Below are 14,186 nucleotides of genomic sequence, written 5' to 3'. Positions count from 1 at the left end.
GTCATGTGCACACCCACTCGCGGATCTTGCATTTTTGTCCGTTCCGCTCGCACGCCTGCAGTGTCAGGTCTTCGGCATCCCGGCGTGTTTGCGCCGTCTCGGCGCCCCAACTGGTCAGCCGCCCTTCCGGCTTCTCGCCTACGGCGAGGGCGCCGCAATGCTTGTAGGGAAAGCCGGTATTGTCGTCATCGTCCCAATGGCGATGATTGCGGAATACGCTGACCACGGCGCAGCTGCCGCCGCCGGCGTTCTGGCAATGCTTCAGCGCGATGTCCATCGCCTCCTGCCGCTTGTCGGCGCCCCAAAAGAAGCCGTGCTTCTCGTCGGGGCTCGAATAGGCGATCGCCGCCCAGATGCCTCTCTCCTCCTGGGCCGGCGGCTCGGGCACGTCCGCCGCCGGGGCTAGGTCCGCCGCGCCCAGCCGCCCGGCGCAAAGCAACAGCATGCCGATCGCCGCAATGGCGGAATTCACCCTCATTGTACGCCTCCTTGTTTACCTGCTGCCGAGGCCACGGAAATGACGACGCAGCTGTTGCCGGTTGGCAGCAGCATCGCGTTGCCCCCTCCATTGGCCAGTTCATAGACGCTGATTTGTCCAAGATTGTTGGCGAGCTTGCTGTCTTTCGGAAGCAGGGCCGGAACATCGGCGCAATTGGCCGCGAATGGCGCCACCCTGACCATCGTACCTTCGCAAACGGATGCGGTGGGTGCCGCGAACACCAGACCTGCCGCCGGGCCGCTGTAGCCCTGTGTAGCGTAGTTCATGCCGACCAAGGCTTCCACGAGGTGTTTGTCGGGGGCCTCGTTGTTCCAGATCGACTGGACGCTGTACGTCGTGCCGGTCGTCAGCATCTGCCCAAGGGCTGGGAAAATGTTGGAACAAGACTGCAAGCCTGCCTCTTTGGCGTGTTGCAGAAATGGCGTCTCGGCCAGGGCCGGATTGGGCTGGTTGGTCTCCGCGACCGCCGGCTGCGGCAGTAAATTGTGGAGCAGGTCGTAGCGCATGGCCGCGAAGCCGGCCGTGGCGACGACGGCAATGGCGAGCAACGAGAAGACAGCGGTCCTCGCGCGGTTTCGTTGCGGTCTGCTCCGGTCTTCGATGCCGACCCGGACAGCATCCTTTCCCTGGTTGCGGGACATTATCCGGTCATGGATCGATTGCTGGTTCATCGCGATTGCCTCGTCAATTGATCGCCGCAACGGCCGCGGCCAAGCCCTTGAGGGTCGCGGTTACGTTGATCGTCCTGCCATCCGTGGTCGGGAAGGAGATGACGGATGCCGCGGCCTTCGAAATCTGTTCGCGCATGATCGGACCAACCGGCAGCATGCCGACGCAGACGGCCTGATTGCATCCGTCGAGTTGAATTTTTATCGGCTCCTTGCGCCCCTCGAATGTCAGCGAGACAGGAGCGTCGCTCTTGGCGATCGGCGGGGCGCGCAAGATCATGTAGGGGTTGCCTTCCTTGGTGGCGGCAAGCGACCAGCTGAACGCAACCTGTCCTGCCTGGTCCTCGATGATCTGGGTGACATTGCAGACCTTTTGGCGCGCCTTCAGGTTCTCGTCGCAGATCAGCGTCCAGTTCTCGAACGGACGGGTGGTCCGTTGATATTCGCCAAGCTTCGCATCCGCAGGGATCGCTACGTCGGAAGGTTTTACCCTGTAGCCGGAAGGGATTGCTTCCTGCCCGGCCGCTAACGGGCCGGACAGGAGCATTGACGTCATGGATATCGCGACAGCAAGGACTGCCTGCCTGATCATGGCCGGGCTCTAGTTCAGCGTAAGGCTGACGCCCGCGCCGACGCCCCAGTGCCCGCCTGCCGTTGTGCCGGACAGGTTCGCTCGAACACGTCCCTCCTCGCTCGTGTAGCCGGCGCCGAAGGCCAGGGCGCCTTCACCGCGCCAATAGCCTCCGCCGGCGGCCACGCTCAGCTTGCCGGGACGATCGTCGTAGCGCAGCGAGCCGGCCGCCAAGCCGATTGCCGCAGCCTGGCGCGCCTCGCCCCTGACCTCTCCCATGTCCATGTTGAGCTGGCTGAGTTTGGAGTCCGCATACGCATTGGCTTGCTGCAGCGTGGTGGCCGCCACCTGGTTGGTGTAGTTCTTCGAATTGTCTAGGTTGAGTGCTAACCCGCTGTTGAACTGCTGAACATTGACCGCATCGGTGTTGGCAACGCCCGGCCCGACATTGTGGATGACCACCGGCGTGTTCGGGTCGCCGCCGGCAAGGGTAATCGAGTTGGACTTGTTGCCGTTCCCGTCCTTGTCGTACTGGACGGCGAACTGATTCAGGTCGCCGACGCTACCCTGCATGGCTTCGACCGCCTGGTTGGTGGCGAAGAGCTGGCTGCCGTTGATGGCGTCGGTGGAGGTGCCGCTGATCCGGCCCGCCGCGACATTGGTGACGGTGCGCTCGTTGCCGACGGTGCCGACGCTGACCGTGCTGGTCGGAGCTGTTCCGGCGAAGGTATAGGCAACGCCGTTGATCGTGGTGCCGGTGGTGGCGACCGCCGCCGCCGTCGTCGAGCCCGCGCCGAGCGCGACGCTGCCCGGCTCGTTGGCCTTTGCGCCGGCGCCGAGCGCCACCGCCTGCGCTCCGTTGGTGGTCGCGTTGGTGCCGAGGGCGATGCTGTCGGCCTGGTTGACCGTCGAATTCTGGCCGATCGCGATGCCTCCCGGCGCCGTCTGCTGCACGATGGCGCCGTTGCCGATGCCGATGCCATTGTCGCCATTGACGGTGGTGCGCGGACCGACCGCAACCGAATCGACGCCGACCGCGAGCGAATCCGCTGCCGTCGAATTGGCATGGAAGTACAGGCTCCCCGTCACCGCGAACGAGCTCAGCGCGCCCTTCAACTGGCGAAGCGTGACCGCGTCCTGGTCCTGCGTGCCGTCGGCCACGTTGATGATCTGGCGATAGGAGGTGGAGGTGCCGACCGAGACGGCGCCGAGCAGGCTCATGTCCGCGGTGTTGTAGGGAATGAGGCCGGTGCCGGAGAGGATCGACCCCGATACGGGCGCGACCGCCCGATCCGAAACCGAGCCGGCGCCAAGCGCCACGCCGCCGATGACGCTGGCCTGGGTGTCGCGGCCGAGCGCCAGCGCATTGTCGGCGCTCGCGGTCGCCTGGTAGCCCAGGGCGGAAGAGCCGATCCCTTGCGCGAAGGAGTCCGCGACGGCAAGCGTCCTGTCGTTGGTGCGCACATAGCGGATGCCGTCGCCATTGGCGTCGGTGTAGGCCAGCGAGGTGTCGCCGGCAATATTGCTGATCGAATTGCCGAGATTGGTGATGTCAGCAGTATTGGCGGCGATATCGGTGGTGTTCTGCGTCACCTGCTGGTTGGTCGCAAACAGCTGCGAGCCGTTGACCGCATCGGTCGAGGAGTTGCTCAACTGCCCGGCCGCGACGTTCTGGATCTGGCGTTCGGCGCCCACCGAGCCGACCGAGAATGCACCCGCGGGCGTCGCGCCGGCGAAGGTGTAGGCAACGCCGCCGATCGTGGTGCCGCCGACCGCCGTGGTCACGGTCGACACCGCATTCGCGCCGATCGCAACGTCGCCGGCATTGTTGGCCACGGCATTCGGGCCGACCGCAACGGAATCCGTCCCCAGGGCCTGGGAATCCGCCAGCGTCGAATTGGCATGGAAATACTTGATGCCGCCGCCGGTGCTGATGCTGTTGATTGTGTTGCCGAGATTGGTGATGTCGGCGGTGTTGGCGGCGATGTCGGTCGTATTCTGCGTCACCTGCTGGTTGGTGGCGAAGAGCTGCGAGCCGTTGATCGCGTCGGTCGACGAATTGCTGAGCCGGCCCGCCGCGACATTGGTGATGGTGCGTTCCGCGCCGACCGCGCCGACGCTGACGGTGCTTGCCGGCGTCGTGCCGGCGAAGTTGTAGGCGACGCCGCCGATCGTCGTGCCGGCGGTGCCGACCGCCGCGGCGGTTACCGAGCCCGAGCCGAGCGCCACGTCGCCGGCGTTGCTGGCGTTGGCGAGGGCGCCCAGCGCGATTGCATTCTGGGCGCCGGCATTCGCTCCTACGCCGAGAGCGGTCGCTTGAAAGGCGGTTGCAAACGCGTTCTGGCCGATCGCGGTGCTGGACGTGGCTGTGGCATTGGCGTTGGCACCGACGGCGGTGCTGTATTGGCCCGAGGCCTTGGAGATGTATCCCATCGCCGTTGCGTCAAGCGCCGATGCGACGGCGCCGCTGCCGAAGGCCGAGGCGTTGGCGTCGGAGGCGCTCGAATTGGTGCCGGCCGCGATGGCGTTTGTCCCCGTCGCGGTCGCGGCTGGTCCGATAGCAACGGAGTCCGTGCCCGTTGCGGACGAGTCCGCCGCCGTCGAATTGGCGTGGAAATACTTGATGCCGCCACCGGTGCTGATGCTGTTGATCGTGTTGCCGAGATTGGTGATGTCGGCGGTGTTGGCGGCGATGGCCGTCGTGTTCTGCGTCACCTGCTGGTTGGTGGCGAAGAGCTGCGAGCCATTGATGGCGTCGGTCGACGAATTGCTGAGCCGGCCCGCCGCGACATTGGTGATGGTCCGCTCCGCGCCGAGCGCGCCGACGCTGACAGTGCTCGTCGGCGTCGTGCCGGCGAAGCTGTAGGCCGTGCCGCCGATCGTCGCGCCGCTGGTGCCGACCGCCGTCGCGGTCACCGAGCCCGAACCGAGCGCTACGTCGCCGGAGCTTGCCGTCGCCGTCGCGCCGTTGCCCAGCGCGACATTGCCGGCAAGGCCGGCTGCACCCGCCGTCGAGCCATTGCCCAGCGCCACGGAGCCTTGCCCGACGGCCTTGTTGTTGTTGCCGATGGCAACCGCGCCTGCGGCCTGGTTTGCGGCTGTGGCGGTTGCCGTGCCGTCGCTGTTGGCGATGTTGTTGGCGCCGCCGGTGAAGGCGCCGGTGCCGCTGGCATAGCTCGGATCGCCGATGGAGACCGCGCCGTTGCCAAAGGCTGTGTTGCCGGCGCCGATGGCGACAGCCTTGCCGCCCGTCGCCGTTGCATTCGTGCCCACTGCAACAGCGTCGGCGGAATTGGCGACCGCCGCATTACCGATCGCCACGGCGTTGGTGGCGCTGGCCTTGGAGCCGATGCCGAGCGCGGTGCTGGCAATCCCGCTGGCGGCGGCGCTGACACCGGCGGCAAGAGAATTGTCTCCCGTCGCATTCGCGCCGGAACCGAACGAGGAGGCGTTTGCGCCGCTGGCAACGGCGGTGTTGCCAATAGCAGTGCTGGCGGAGCCACTCGCAACCGAGGTAGCGCCCATCGCGGTGGCGAAAGCGCCCGAAGACAGCGAATTGGTGCCGATGGCGATGCTGTTGGGCAGGGCAGTGTTGGCCTGAACGCCTGCCTGCGCGCCGACGCCGAATGCGATGGATTGGTTGCCCCATGCACTGGCGGTGTTGCCCATCGCCGTTGCGCCCGTTCCGGTCGCTTTGGTCAGGACGCCGATGGAGACCGTGTTCTGTTGAGATGCCAGCACATCCGTACCAAGGGCGATGGCGCCCTGCGACAGCGCGCCTGTTCCCACGACGGTGCGCCCGCCAATGTTGATGGAGTTGATGCTAGTCGCGGTCGCCTGGAAACCGATGGCGACGGCATTCTGGTTGCTGGCGACGGCGCTGTTACCTTGCGCAATCGAATCCACGCCGGATGCTGTTGCCCCAAACCCGAGCGCGGTGGCGCGCAGCCCGGTCGCCCGGGTAACATAGCCGATCGCCGTCGAGTTCAGTCCGTCGGCACGCGCATTCAGGCCAAAGGCGGCCGCGCCTGTGGTTGCAACCGAATTGACGCCAATCGCGCTTGCTGCGTCCCCGTTGGCCTTGGCGTTCCCGCCCACGGCGAGGGCATTGACGCCGGTTGCGCCTGCGAAGACACCTATGCCTATGGCATTGAGGCCATTGACACCCATCGCATAGCCGATGGCGATCGTGCCGTCGCCCGTTGCACTGTTGGAACTGCCCAACGCCACGCTGTTGTTGCCATTCGTCGCGGTGCCGTTACCGATGGCGACGGCGTTGCCGCCGGTCGCCGAACCACCGCCAGCCTGGTATTGTGCCTGGGCCGGTGTGGCGATGCCGATCGCGGCGATTGCGGCCAAGCCTCCGATCATGCTGGCCGGGCTCACGCCGCAGGCCAATGCCGAACGCACGCTGGCGCCGACGCCCAACGTCCCCAACCCCAAACCCTTGCGGCGCATTCCAAGCGTACGATGCGCCATGCGCAGGACGGCCATCAGGCGGCGACGAACCGAGCGACTGTCGGCCGCACCCGCGATCCAGTTTCCGACAAATCCAGGAAGAAATTCGATCCTTGCTTGCCCCTCGACGCGTCTGGTCATGCTAGTTTTTCCTCGCAATTGCCGAGGCGCCCTGATGTGCCGCACCATTCGCCTCGGTGGCCAAAAAATCTTCGAAATTGCGCGTCTTCTCCCGTAACGAGAGACCAACCTTCGCGCCTTGTTTTTCAATCAGCTGATAGGCGCTCGCGACCCATGGCTGCGTCGGTTCTGGAACCGTATGCAGTGCAGCCTCCGTCCGTTCCGGCGGCAGGCTTACCGCCACCAGCGCGCGGCAGAGATCGAAATGAAATCCCGGATCGCCTTCACCACAAGCCGGAGAGGTCAGTCCAAGCACGAAACAGGCCAGGAGATGGTCGAGTTCCGCAGCGCTGATCCGGCTGGCGTATTGGCGTTGCAGTGCAGCCCAGGCCGCTTCGGCCTTAGGCGCGAAGACCTCGATTTCCGCGAATTGAATGTCCATGGGACAATCCGACATGCTGTATCATCTGGTTGCTCCCCCGCCCCAAATGACTTCCATCGCGACCATGAGCACATTCGCGGTGCAGGTATTTTGGAATAATCCGGAATCTTTGTAGGAAAATCCGGTATTTGGTCCCTGCGCGACAACTGTGACTGCTCTGCCACACAACCTTCGACTATACTGAAGATCAATCGAGGTATCGCCGCGGACAATCATGCGCGCCGCAACAGTCGTTAACGTTGCAGCTTGACCTGCCTGGGGGTTCTGTTCCGGTATCTGGACATGGTGACTGTCAAGTGGCTCTGGTCCGAGAATCCACTGAGATGAGCGACTTCCGCAATCGACAGGTCGCTCTCGATGAGAAGTTTTTCGGCGAAATCGAGACGCAGCCGCAGCAGGTATTTGTGCGGCGGCTCGCCAAAGGTCTTGGTGAATGCCAGGATGAAATGGCTCGGCGAAAGGCCACAGAGTGCGGCCAGCTCGGCCACCGCGATCTTGCTGGAAAAATTTACCTCCAGGAATTCGCGCACCCGCCGGGCGCTGCGGTTCGACAGACCGCCCTTTGGGGCTTGTGGCAACTTTCGCGCTCCTGCGTAGTTCCGAAGCAAATGGACGCCGAACATGGTGACCAACGAATCGACATAGAACTCGTTTGGAGTTTCCCGATCCGTCAGTTCCGCCTTCAGCAACTGCGCGAGTTGCAGCGCCTGGAAGTCGACGGTCCCGAACGGCGGCGGTTGAAGCTCGGCATGGCCGGTGTCGAATTCACGCGTTGCCAGCTCGAAGAGACTCTCGGGGGTGAGCGCCACGATTGCGCTTTCCGTGGTGGATGACCGGGTCACCTTGCCGCCGAGATCGGCTGGGACGATCATGATCATACCGACGTCGCCGTCGTATTCGTGGACTTTGTCGCTGCCCAGCGATGCCGCAATCCCTGGTGAGGGTGTAAGCAGAACCGAAGCGAAATGTTCCGCCGCTTTGAATGTGTGTGATCCCGGCCCATGAACGACATGAGCCGCGCCGCCTCGAAACGTGACCAGGTAGCGCCCCGCGCTTTCCGGCATTCCGTCGAAGATGCGACGATCCGCGCGCCGCCGCTCTGTCCCGGCGCTTTCCTGGACGTTGCCTCTATGTTGCATCTTCGTCTCTGCCACTGCTGCGCCGATCAATCCAATCCTGTGCTGTATCGAGGCGCCCAGAATTCACGTTTGCTCCTGGGCGTTCCTTCGAATCCTACAGATGCTGCTATATATTGCAAAGAAGAATTTGAGCTCATATGAAAATTTTACCAGGATTTTGACTATAAATTTACAGGTTTGAATTTTAGCCAAGGCTACCTGACTATTTTCCGACCTTATCTTACCATTTTTGCCTAGTTATTGTGCATAGTGTGCCGTCACAATCCAGAGTTGTATTCCGAATATAGATCGCGCGGCCATTGACAGAGCTGGTCGACTATCTGTCATTGCCACGGACGATCCAGCAGCAGTTATCGCCCGAACCATGGCTTCTTTCCCTTGTGCTTCTTCATGGCGGTGGCCAAATGGCCTTGATCCGAAAATCCCGCGAGGTAAGCGACTTCGGCGATGGCGACCCTCCGGGAGCGATCCAGGGCTGCGGACAGAGCATATCCCGCTCCCCCGCATGGTTGCTCTTCTGGGATTGGCATTTTCGGGGATTGTGCCGAGGGCGTGCCGATCGACCCGATCGGCGCCTGCGCTGCGTTCCTGAACCTCGCCCGCATTTTTCATTCAGCCTTGCCTCAGCCGCTTTGCCAGCCCATCGAAATTCCGTGCCGTGCAAACAGCCAACCCGGAAATCCGGACGGTAATTTGTATCCCCCATAGTCCTGCCCAAAGGCAGCGTAGCGCATCCCGCGGATAGAAAAACATTGTAAGTGAAGAAAAAAGTTCGCGCGAGAAAAACATGGCCTGGCTTGGCCGGCGCTACGGAATTATCCGGCTCACGCAGGCCTGCTAAAGATTGCCTCGGCGTTTCTCGTACAGATCCCAGGACAGCTCGACCATGGCCAGAAGAACGTCTTCCTGGCTCCACCCGGCGGCAACCGCCGCCTCGACAATTCCGCGGACGAGCGGCAGCAATTGGCGCTCGCATTCGGCCGACAGGTTGGCCTCGGCGCCGTCGGCAGGCGGACTATCGAAATCAAATCCCACCATCGGCGTACCCCCGCCATCAATGATCTAATGAAATGTATGTCTCTGCAATCATACTCCCGTCTAATATACATCAATGGTAACGAAACACAGCAGCGTCGAGATTGACAGGGCATGGCCGCCCCGATTGCAGCGGCTCCGTGGTTTGTCTGGACGTCTTTTTTGGCCTCCTGTTGCCGGCATTGCATATCTTGGATGCGAACCCCAGGCATTCGCGTGAAGCTATCGGGATCCTGACGAGCTTTGCCGCATGGAGCGGAACCTGCCGCTTCATGGCATAGATGAAGTCGATCAGGTCACCGGGCCGAGCAGGACCGAGCCATCCGGCACCCCGCCATCGATCGGGATGGCTCTGCGGTTTGCGCTCGCCGCCATCGGCTGGCCGATGTCGGACGTCACGATGACCGGGCTCTTCGACGGCACGCGGTCGTAGAGGTCGATGATGTCCTGATTTATCAGGCGCACGCAGCCTGACGAGACGGATTTGCCGATCGAGTTCCATTCCGGCGAGCCATGCAGGCGGTAGAGCGTGTCGACGTTGTCGTGGAACAGGTAGAGCGCGCGGGCGCCGAGCGGGTTCTTGAGGCCGCCGGGCATGCCGCCGTTCTTGGCGCTGTATTCTTCCAGTTCAGGCTGGCGGGCGACCATCTCATCGGGCGGCGTCCATTTCGGCCATTTCTGCTTCCACTGGACGACGGCGTCTCCCGACCATTCGAAGCCGGCGCGACCGAGGCCGACGCCGTAACGGATCGCTTGGCCGCCTTCGCGCACCAGATAGAGGAAATGGTTGGTCGTATCGACGATGATGGTGCCTGGCCGCTGGCCGGTCGGATCGGGAACGATCTGGCGTAGGAACTGCGGGTCCATCTTCTTGATCGGGATCGCTGGGAGCTCGAACCCGCTGTCGGAAATCGGGCCGTACATCGTCGCATAGTCGCCGAGCGGCGGCTCGTCATAGGTCGGCGGTGGCGGTTCGACCGGCGCCGGTGCCGGTCCGGTGGTGGTGCAGGCGGAGACCGCAATCGAGGCGGCACCAAGGGCTGCGGCATTCAGAAAGCCGCGACGGCTCAGGCGATAGGGGTCGATTTCGGTCTTCAACATGGTTGCCTTTTTAAGTCTCGAATCGCAAGAAAGCGTGAATGCCCTCAAGCGGCGCAGTGGTCGGCCTCTCCCAATGCCTGACGCGATAGGCGGTTCCGATTCTGGCCTGAGGGTGGACAAACAAAGGCGAAGCTGTGACCGCTCTGCCACTGTTGCTCGAAGGCAACAGAGTGATCAGCCGCCGGTCAGCAGGCCGTCAAGCGACGGCAGGATCAGCGCCGGCGGGAAATCCCGGTATTCCTCGGGCTGGTTGGCGCGGTTGATCCACACGGTGCGAAAGCCGAATTTGGTGGCGCCGGCGATGTCCCAGCGGTTGGACGACTGGAACGAGACGGCGCCCGGATAGAGCCGCCAGCCCGTCGCCACCATGTCGTAGGTCGACGGGTCGGTCTTGAAGCGCCTGACGGCGTCGACCGAAAAGATATCGTCCAGCACCTGGTCGAGGGCGGCCGACTTGACCGCCGCTTCCAGCATCTCGGGCGAGCCGTTGGACAGGATCGCGAGCTTGGCGCCGGATGCTTTCAGCGCCTTGAGCACGGCCGGCACTTCCGGATAGCAGTCGAGCCGCCAATAGGCTTCGAGCAGCTTGGCCTTCAGTCCCTTGTCGGCGGAGGGAACCTTGCGCAGGGCGAAATCGAGCGCCTGTTCGGTGAGCTGCCAGAAATCGGCATAGCCGCCCATCAGCGTGCGCACCCAGGAATATTCCAGCTGCTTGGCGCGCCAGATTTCCGAAAGCAGCGGGCCGTCGGGGCCGATCTCGCCGTCGTGACGGCGCACGGCGGCGTGCACGTCGAACAACGTGCCATAGGCGTCGAAAACGTAAGCCGCGTAATGCATGGCGACAGTTTTGAGGGCAGGCGGCGCAAGGTGCAAGCATCGATTGTAGTCTTGATCGCTTTCTTGGGGCGCTCTGGCCTCAACAAAAACCGCTCCATGCCGGTTGACGGCGCCGGTCAAAGCATCTTCCAATGCTTGGCACAGGCAGCTTTGAAGCGGAACCGAACAATGACACTGGCGACTGCGGCGCTATCGGCGACATGGACCTTCGTCGACGGCGACTGGTACGAAGGCAACGTCGCCATTCTGGGTCCGCGCAGCCACGCCATGTGGCTCGGCACCAGCGTCTTCGACGGCGCCCGCTGGTTCGAAGGCGTCGCCCCCGATCTCGAGCTGCATGCCGCTAGGGTGAACGCATCGGCGACCGCGCTCGGCCTCGCGCCGTCGATGAGCGCCGATGAGATTGTTGGACTGACCTGGGACGGGCTGAAGAAGTTCGACGGCAAGACAGCGGTCTACATCAGGCCGATGTACTGGGCCGAGCATGGCGGCTACATGGGCGTGCCGGCCGATCCGGCCTCGACCCGTTTCTGCCTCTGCCTCTACGAATCGCCGATGATCTCGCCGACCGGCTTTTCGATCACCGTGTCGCCGTTCCGGCGGCCGACCATCGAGACCATGCCGACCAATGCCAAGGCCGGCTGCCTCTATCCCAACAATGGCCGCGCCATCCTCGAAGCGAAGGGACGCGGCTTCGACAATGCGCTGGTGCTGGACATGCTGGGCAATGTCGCCGAGACCGGAACCTCGAACATCTTCCTGGTCAAGGACAGCCACGTGTTGACGCCGGCGCCCAACGGCACCTTCCTGTCCGGCATCACCCGCTCGCGCACCATGACGCTGCTTGGCGATTACGGCTTCAAGACCACGGAGAAGATGCTGTCGGTGCGCGACTTTCTCGAAGCCGATGAGATCTTTTCGACCGGAAATCATTCCAAGGTCGTGCCGATCACCCGCATCGAGGACCGCGATCTGCAGCCCGGGCCGGTGGCCAAGAAAGCGCGCGACCTTTATTGGGAATGGGCGCATTCGACTTCCGCCGGTTGAGCCGCTAAAAGGCAATTGGCGCTTCATTCCGGAGTTGTTCCAGATCAATGCAGCCCTATCTTAATCCGGTATCCGCACCGGATTTTTCCATGAGGAGTATGACCGATGGCTTTTGAATTGCCCGCCTTGCCCTACGACTACGAGGCCTTGCAGCCTTACATGTCGAAGGAGACGCTGGAGTATCACCACGACAAGCACCACAAGGCTTATGTCGACAACGGCAACAAGCTGGCCGCCGAAGCGGGCCTTGGCGATCTGTCGGTCGAAGAGGTGGTCAAGCAGTCGTTCGGCAAGAATGCCGGCCTCTTCAACAACGCAGCCCAGCACTACAACCACATCCATTTCTGGAAGTGGATGAAGAAGGGCGGCGGCGGCAACAAGCTTCCGGGCGCCCTGCAGAAGGCTTTCGACGCCGACCTCGGCGGCTACGACAAGTTCAAGGCCGACTTCATCGCCGCCGGCACCACGCAGTTCGGTTCGGGCTGGGCCTGGGTCTCGGTCAAGGACGGCAAGCTGGCGATATCCAAGACGCCGAACGGCGAGAACCCGCTCGTCCAAGGCGCATCGCCGATCCTCGGCGTCGATGTCTGGGAACATTCCTATTACATCGACTACCGCAACGCGCGGCCGAAATATCTCGAGGCCTTCGTCGACAGCCTCATCAACTGGGACCATGTCCTTGAAATGTACGAAGAGGCGAAAGCCTGATCGACCCAGAGAAGCCCCGGTACTCCGGGGCTTTTCTTTCTCAGCTGAAGCAGCAGGCACACAAAATTCGGCAGAATCCGGCCGGCGGACAGGGAATAATCCCGGCCCGCCCTCCGTTAACGTTAGGTCGCGACCCCTCATCATCCTGGAGCCAATTGAATGAGAAAGCTTGTTATCGCCATCTCTATGCTCAGCCTCGCCGCCTCGGCGGCTTTTGCCGACCCGATCCTCGACCGACAGGGACTGATGAAGGAACGAGGCAAGATCGTCGGCGGCCTGTCAAAAATCGCCAAGGGCGAGGCAGACTTCGATGCCGCCGCCGTGCTGACGGCGCTGCAGGCGCTGCAAGTCAATGCCGAGAAGTTCGATGTCGACACGCTGTTCCCGGCCGGCAGCGACAGCGGTGATACCACCGCCTCGCCCAAAATCTGGAAAGACATGGCGGGCTTCAAATCGACCGAAGACAAGTACCTCGCCGACGTCAAGGCCGCAGTCGCCGCCGCGCCCGCCGATGTCGATGCGCTGAAGGCGCAGATCGATACGCTCGGCAGTGATTGCGGCACCTGCCACAAGACCTATCGGGTGAAGAAGAGCTGATCCCGGGCAATGCCCTTGTGGAAAAAATTTGTCGGCGTCGCCCTTGCCCTGGGCGTCGTCGGTGCGGGCGCCGGCTGGCTGTTGTCGGCGCCGGTCAAGCTCGACACTGGCACCCTGGCGCAACTCGGCCCCGGCGACGCCGCCAGGGGCAAGCGCATTTTCAATGCCGGCGGCTGCACCTCCTGTCACGCCAAGTCGGGCTCGCAAGGCGACGCCCGTTTGCAACTGGTCGGCGGCCTCGAGCTCAAGACGCCGTTCGGCACCTTCGTGCCGCCCAACATCTCGCAGGATCCCAAGGACGGCATCGGCGCCTGGACGGTCGAGGACCTTGCCAACGCCATGCTGAAGGGCGTGTCGCCGTCGGGCGAACATCTCTATCCGGGCTTTCCCTACGCATCCTACGCCCGCATGAAGCCGGCTGATATTGCCGATCTCTATGCGTTCCTGAAGACGCTGCCGGCGGTCGCCGGCAAGGCGCCCGACAATTCGCTGAGTTTCCCCTTCAACATCCGCCGCGGCCTCGGCCTGTGGAAGCGGCTCTATCTCAGCAAGGAGCCGGTGATTGCCTTTGCCGATGGCACGCCTGATCCGGTACTGGCCGGCCGCTATCTGGTCGAGGGACCCGGCCATTGCGGCGAATGCCACACGCCGCGCGACGTCACCGGCGGCATCAGGAAGAGCCAGTGGCTGGCTGGCGCGGCGGCCGCCGAAGGCAGCGGCATCGTGCCGAACATCACATCGGGCGAGGGCGGGCTCGGTGACTGGTCGGAAGCCGACATCGCCAACTATCTCGAAACCGGTTTTACCCCCGATTTCGACTCGGTAGGCGGCGCCATGGTCGACGTGCAGCGCAACATGGCCGAACTGCCGCCGGGAGATCGCGCGGCAATAGCCGCCTATCTCAAGGCGGTGCCGCCGCATCCCAACGGCTACCCGGTGCGCAGCAAGCCGGCCAAGTGATCCC

Annotated in this window: 13 protein-coding genes; 4 read left to right on the top strand and 9 right to left on the bottom strand. The window is 63.1% G+C overall.

The genetic code is table 11. The annotated features are described in order from the left end of the window. Position 1 precedes the first annotated feature (1 nt). The 9 genes from NKI15_RS10725 to NKI15_RS10685 all read right to left on the bottom strand — a co-directional run bounded on the left by NKI15_RS10725 (position 2) and on the right by NKI15_RS10685 (position 10,870). Positions 2 to 478: a DUF4189 domain-containing protein gene (locus tag NKI15_RS10725; protein WP_023687219.1), complete on the bottom strand. Its 477-nt coding sequence runs from the start codon at positions 476 to 478 to the stop codon at positions 2 to 4. Beyond that, on the bottom strand, positions 475 to 1,170 hold the full coding sequence (locus NKI15_RS10720; protein WP_023727661.1) for a hypothetical protein: 696 nt from the start codon (positions 1,168 to 1,170) through the stop codon (positions 475 to 477). Before NKI15_RS10720 ends, NKI15_RS10725 begins: the two co-directional genes overlap by 4 nt. Before the next feature lie 13 nt (positions 1,171 to 1,183). After that, complete coding sequence (locus tag NKI15_RS10715) at positions 1,184 to 1,759, bottom strand: invasion associated locus B family protein (RefSeq protein ID WP_023670757.1); 576 nt, start codon at positions 1,757 to 1,759, stop codon at positions 1,184 to 1,186. Between the two features lie 9 nt (positions 1,760 to 1,768). Beyond that, positions 1,769 to 6,337 carry a YadA-like family protein gene (locus NKI15_RS10710; RefSeq protein WP_352886084.1) on the bottom strand — a complete coding sequence of 1,523 codons (4,569 nt, stop codon included), beginning with the start codon at positions 6,335 to 6,337 and terminating at the stop codon, positions 1,769 to 1,771. Position 6,338: 1 nt separating this feature from the next. After that, entirely contained in the window at positions 6,339 to 6,758 is a 420-nt protein-coding gene (locus NKI15_RS10705) for a hypothetical protein (RefSeq protein WP_023684558.1), read from the bottom strand. A gap of 233 nt (positions 6,759 to 6,991) precedes the next feature. After that, complete coding sequence (locus NKI15_RS10700; RefSeq protein WP_348528042.1) at positions 6,992 to 7,927, bottom strand: helix-turn-helix domain-containing protein; 936 nt, start codon at positions 7,925 to 7,927, stop codon at positions 6,992 to 6,994. Positions 7,928 to 8,734: 807 nt separating this feature from the next. Next, positions 8,735 to 8,935, bottom strand: a complete 201-nt coding sequence (locus NKI15_RS10695) for a hypothetical protein (protein ID WP_023705449.1) — start codon at positions 8,933 to 8,935, stop codon at positions 8,735 to 8,737. A 288-nt stretch (positions 8,936 to 9,223) separates the two neighbouring features. Next, positions 9,224 to 10,033 carry a L,D-transpeptidase gene (locus tag NKI15_RS10690; protein WP_023692792.1) on the bottom strand — a complete coding sequence of 270 codons (810 nt, stop codon included), beginning with the start codon at positions 10,031 to 10,033 and terminating at the stop codon, positions 9,224 to 9,226. A 174-nt stretch (positions 10,034 to 10,207) separates the two neighbouring features. Then, positions 10,208 to 10,870, bottom strand: a complete 663-nt coding sequence (locus tag NKI15_RS10685; RefSeq protein WP_023684554.1) for a haloacid dehalogenase type II — start codon at positions 10,868 to 10,870, stop codon at positions 10,208 to 10,210. A 168-nt stretch (positions 10,871 to 11,038) separates the two neighbouring features. Between NKI15_RS10685 and NKI15_RS10680 the strand changes: the two genes are divergently transcribed. The 4 genes from NKI15_RS10680 (at position 11,039) to NKI15_RS10665 (ending at position 14,182) form a co-directional block, all read left to right on the top strand. Continuing rightward, positions 11,039 to 11,917, top strand: coding sequence for a branched-chain amino acid aminotransferase (locus NKI15_RS10680; protein ID WP_023673688.1), 879 nt, complete (start codon positions 11,039 to 11,041; stop codon positions 11,915 to 11,917). A 105-nt stretch (positions 11,918 to 12,022) separates the two neighbouring features. Next, positions 12,023 to 12,625 carry a superoxide dismutase gene (locus NKI15_RS10675; protein ID WP_023742667.1) on the top strand — a complete coding sequence of 201 codons (603 nt, stop codon included), beginning with the start codon at positions 12,023 to 12,025 and terminating at the stop codon, positions 12,623 to 12,625. A gap of 159 nt (positions 12,626 to 12,784) precedes the next feature. Next, positions 12,785 to 13,222, top strand: coding sequence for a c-type cytochrome (locus tag NKI15_RS10670; protein WP_023684552.1), 438 nt, complete (start codon positions 12,785 to 12,787; stop codon positions 13,220 to 13,222). Between the two features lie 9 nt (positions 13,223 to 13,231). Then, a complete protein-coding gene (locus NKI15_RS10665) occupies positions 13,232 to 14,182 on the top strand; it encodes a cytochrome c (RefSeq protein WP_352514200.1) in 951 nt (316 codons plus the stop codon). Positions 14,183 to 14,186 lie beyond the last annotated feature (4 nt).

The organism is Mesorhizobium sp. M0862 (genome assembly GCF_040319795.1).
In the GTDB taxonomy this organism is placed as follows: domain Bacteria; phylum Pseudomonadota; class Alphaproteobacteria; order Rhizobiales; family Rhizobiaceae; genus Mesorhizobium.
This window is presented reverse-complemented; position numbering and strand designations above follow the sequence as displayed.

Bases quoted from the DNA above. Each gene is read 5' to 3' on its own strand.
- NKI15_RS10680 (WP_023673688.1), top strand. From the start codon at position 11,039: ATGACACTGGCGACTGCGGCGCTATCGGCGACATGGACCTTCGTCGAC.
- NKI15_RS10665 (WP_352514200.1), top strand. From the start codon at position 13,232: ATGCCCTTGTGGAAAAAATTTGTCGGCGTCGCCCTTGCCCTGGGCGTC.
- NKI15_RS10675 (WP_023742667.1), top strand. From the start codon at position 12,023: ATGGCTTTTGAATTGCCCGCCTTGCCCTACGACTACGAGGCCTTGCAG.
- NKI15_RS10695 (WP_023705449.1), bottom strand. From the start codon at position 8,935: ATGGTGGGATTTGATTTCGATAGTCCGCCTGCCGACGGCGCCGAGGCC.
- NKI15_RS10705 (WP_023684558.1), bottom strand. From the start codon at position 6,758: ATGGACATTCAATTCGCGGAAATCGAGGTCTTCGCGCCTAAGGCCGAA.
- NKI15_RS10670 (WP_023684552.1), top strand. From the start codon at position 12,785: ATGAGAAAGCTTGTTATCGCCATCTCTATGCTCAGCCTCGCCGCCTCG.
- NKI15_RS10710 (WP_352886084.1), bottom strand. From the start codon at position 6,337: ATGACCAGACGCGTCGAGGGGCAAGCAAGGATCGAATTTCTTCCTGGA.
- NKI15_RS10715 (WP_023670757.1), bottom strand. From the start codon at position 1,759: ATGATCAGGCAGGCAGTCCTTGCTGTCGCGATATCCATGACGTCAATG.
- NKI15_RS10725 (WP_023687219.1), bottom strand. From the start codon at position 478: ATGAGGGTGAATTCCGCCATTGCGGCGATCGGCATGCTGTTGCTTTGC.
- NKI15_RS10690 (WP_023692792.1), bottom strand. From the start codon at position 10,033: ATGTTGAAGACCGAAATCGACCCCTATCGCCTGAGCCGTCGCGGCTTT.
- NKI15_RS10720 (WP_023727661.1), bottom strand. From the start codon at position 1,170: ATGAACCAGCAATCGATCCATGACCGGATAATGTCCCGCAACCAGGGA.
- NKI15_RS10685 (WP_023684554.1), bottom strand. From the start codon at position 10,870: ATGCATTACGCGGCTTACGTTTTCGACGCCTATGGCACGTTGTTCGAC.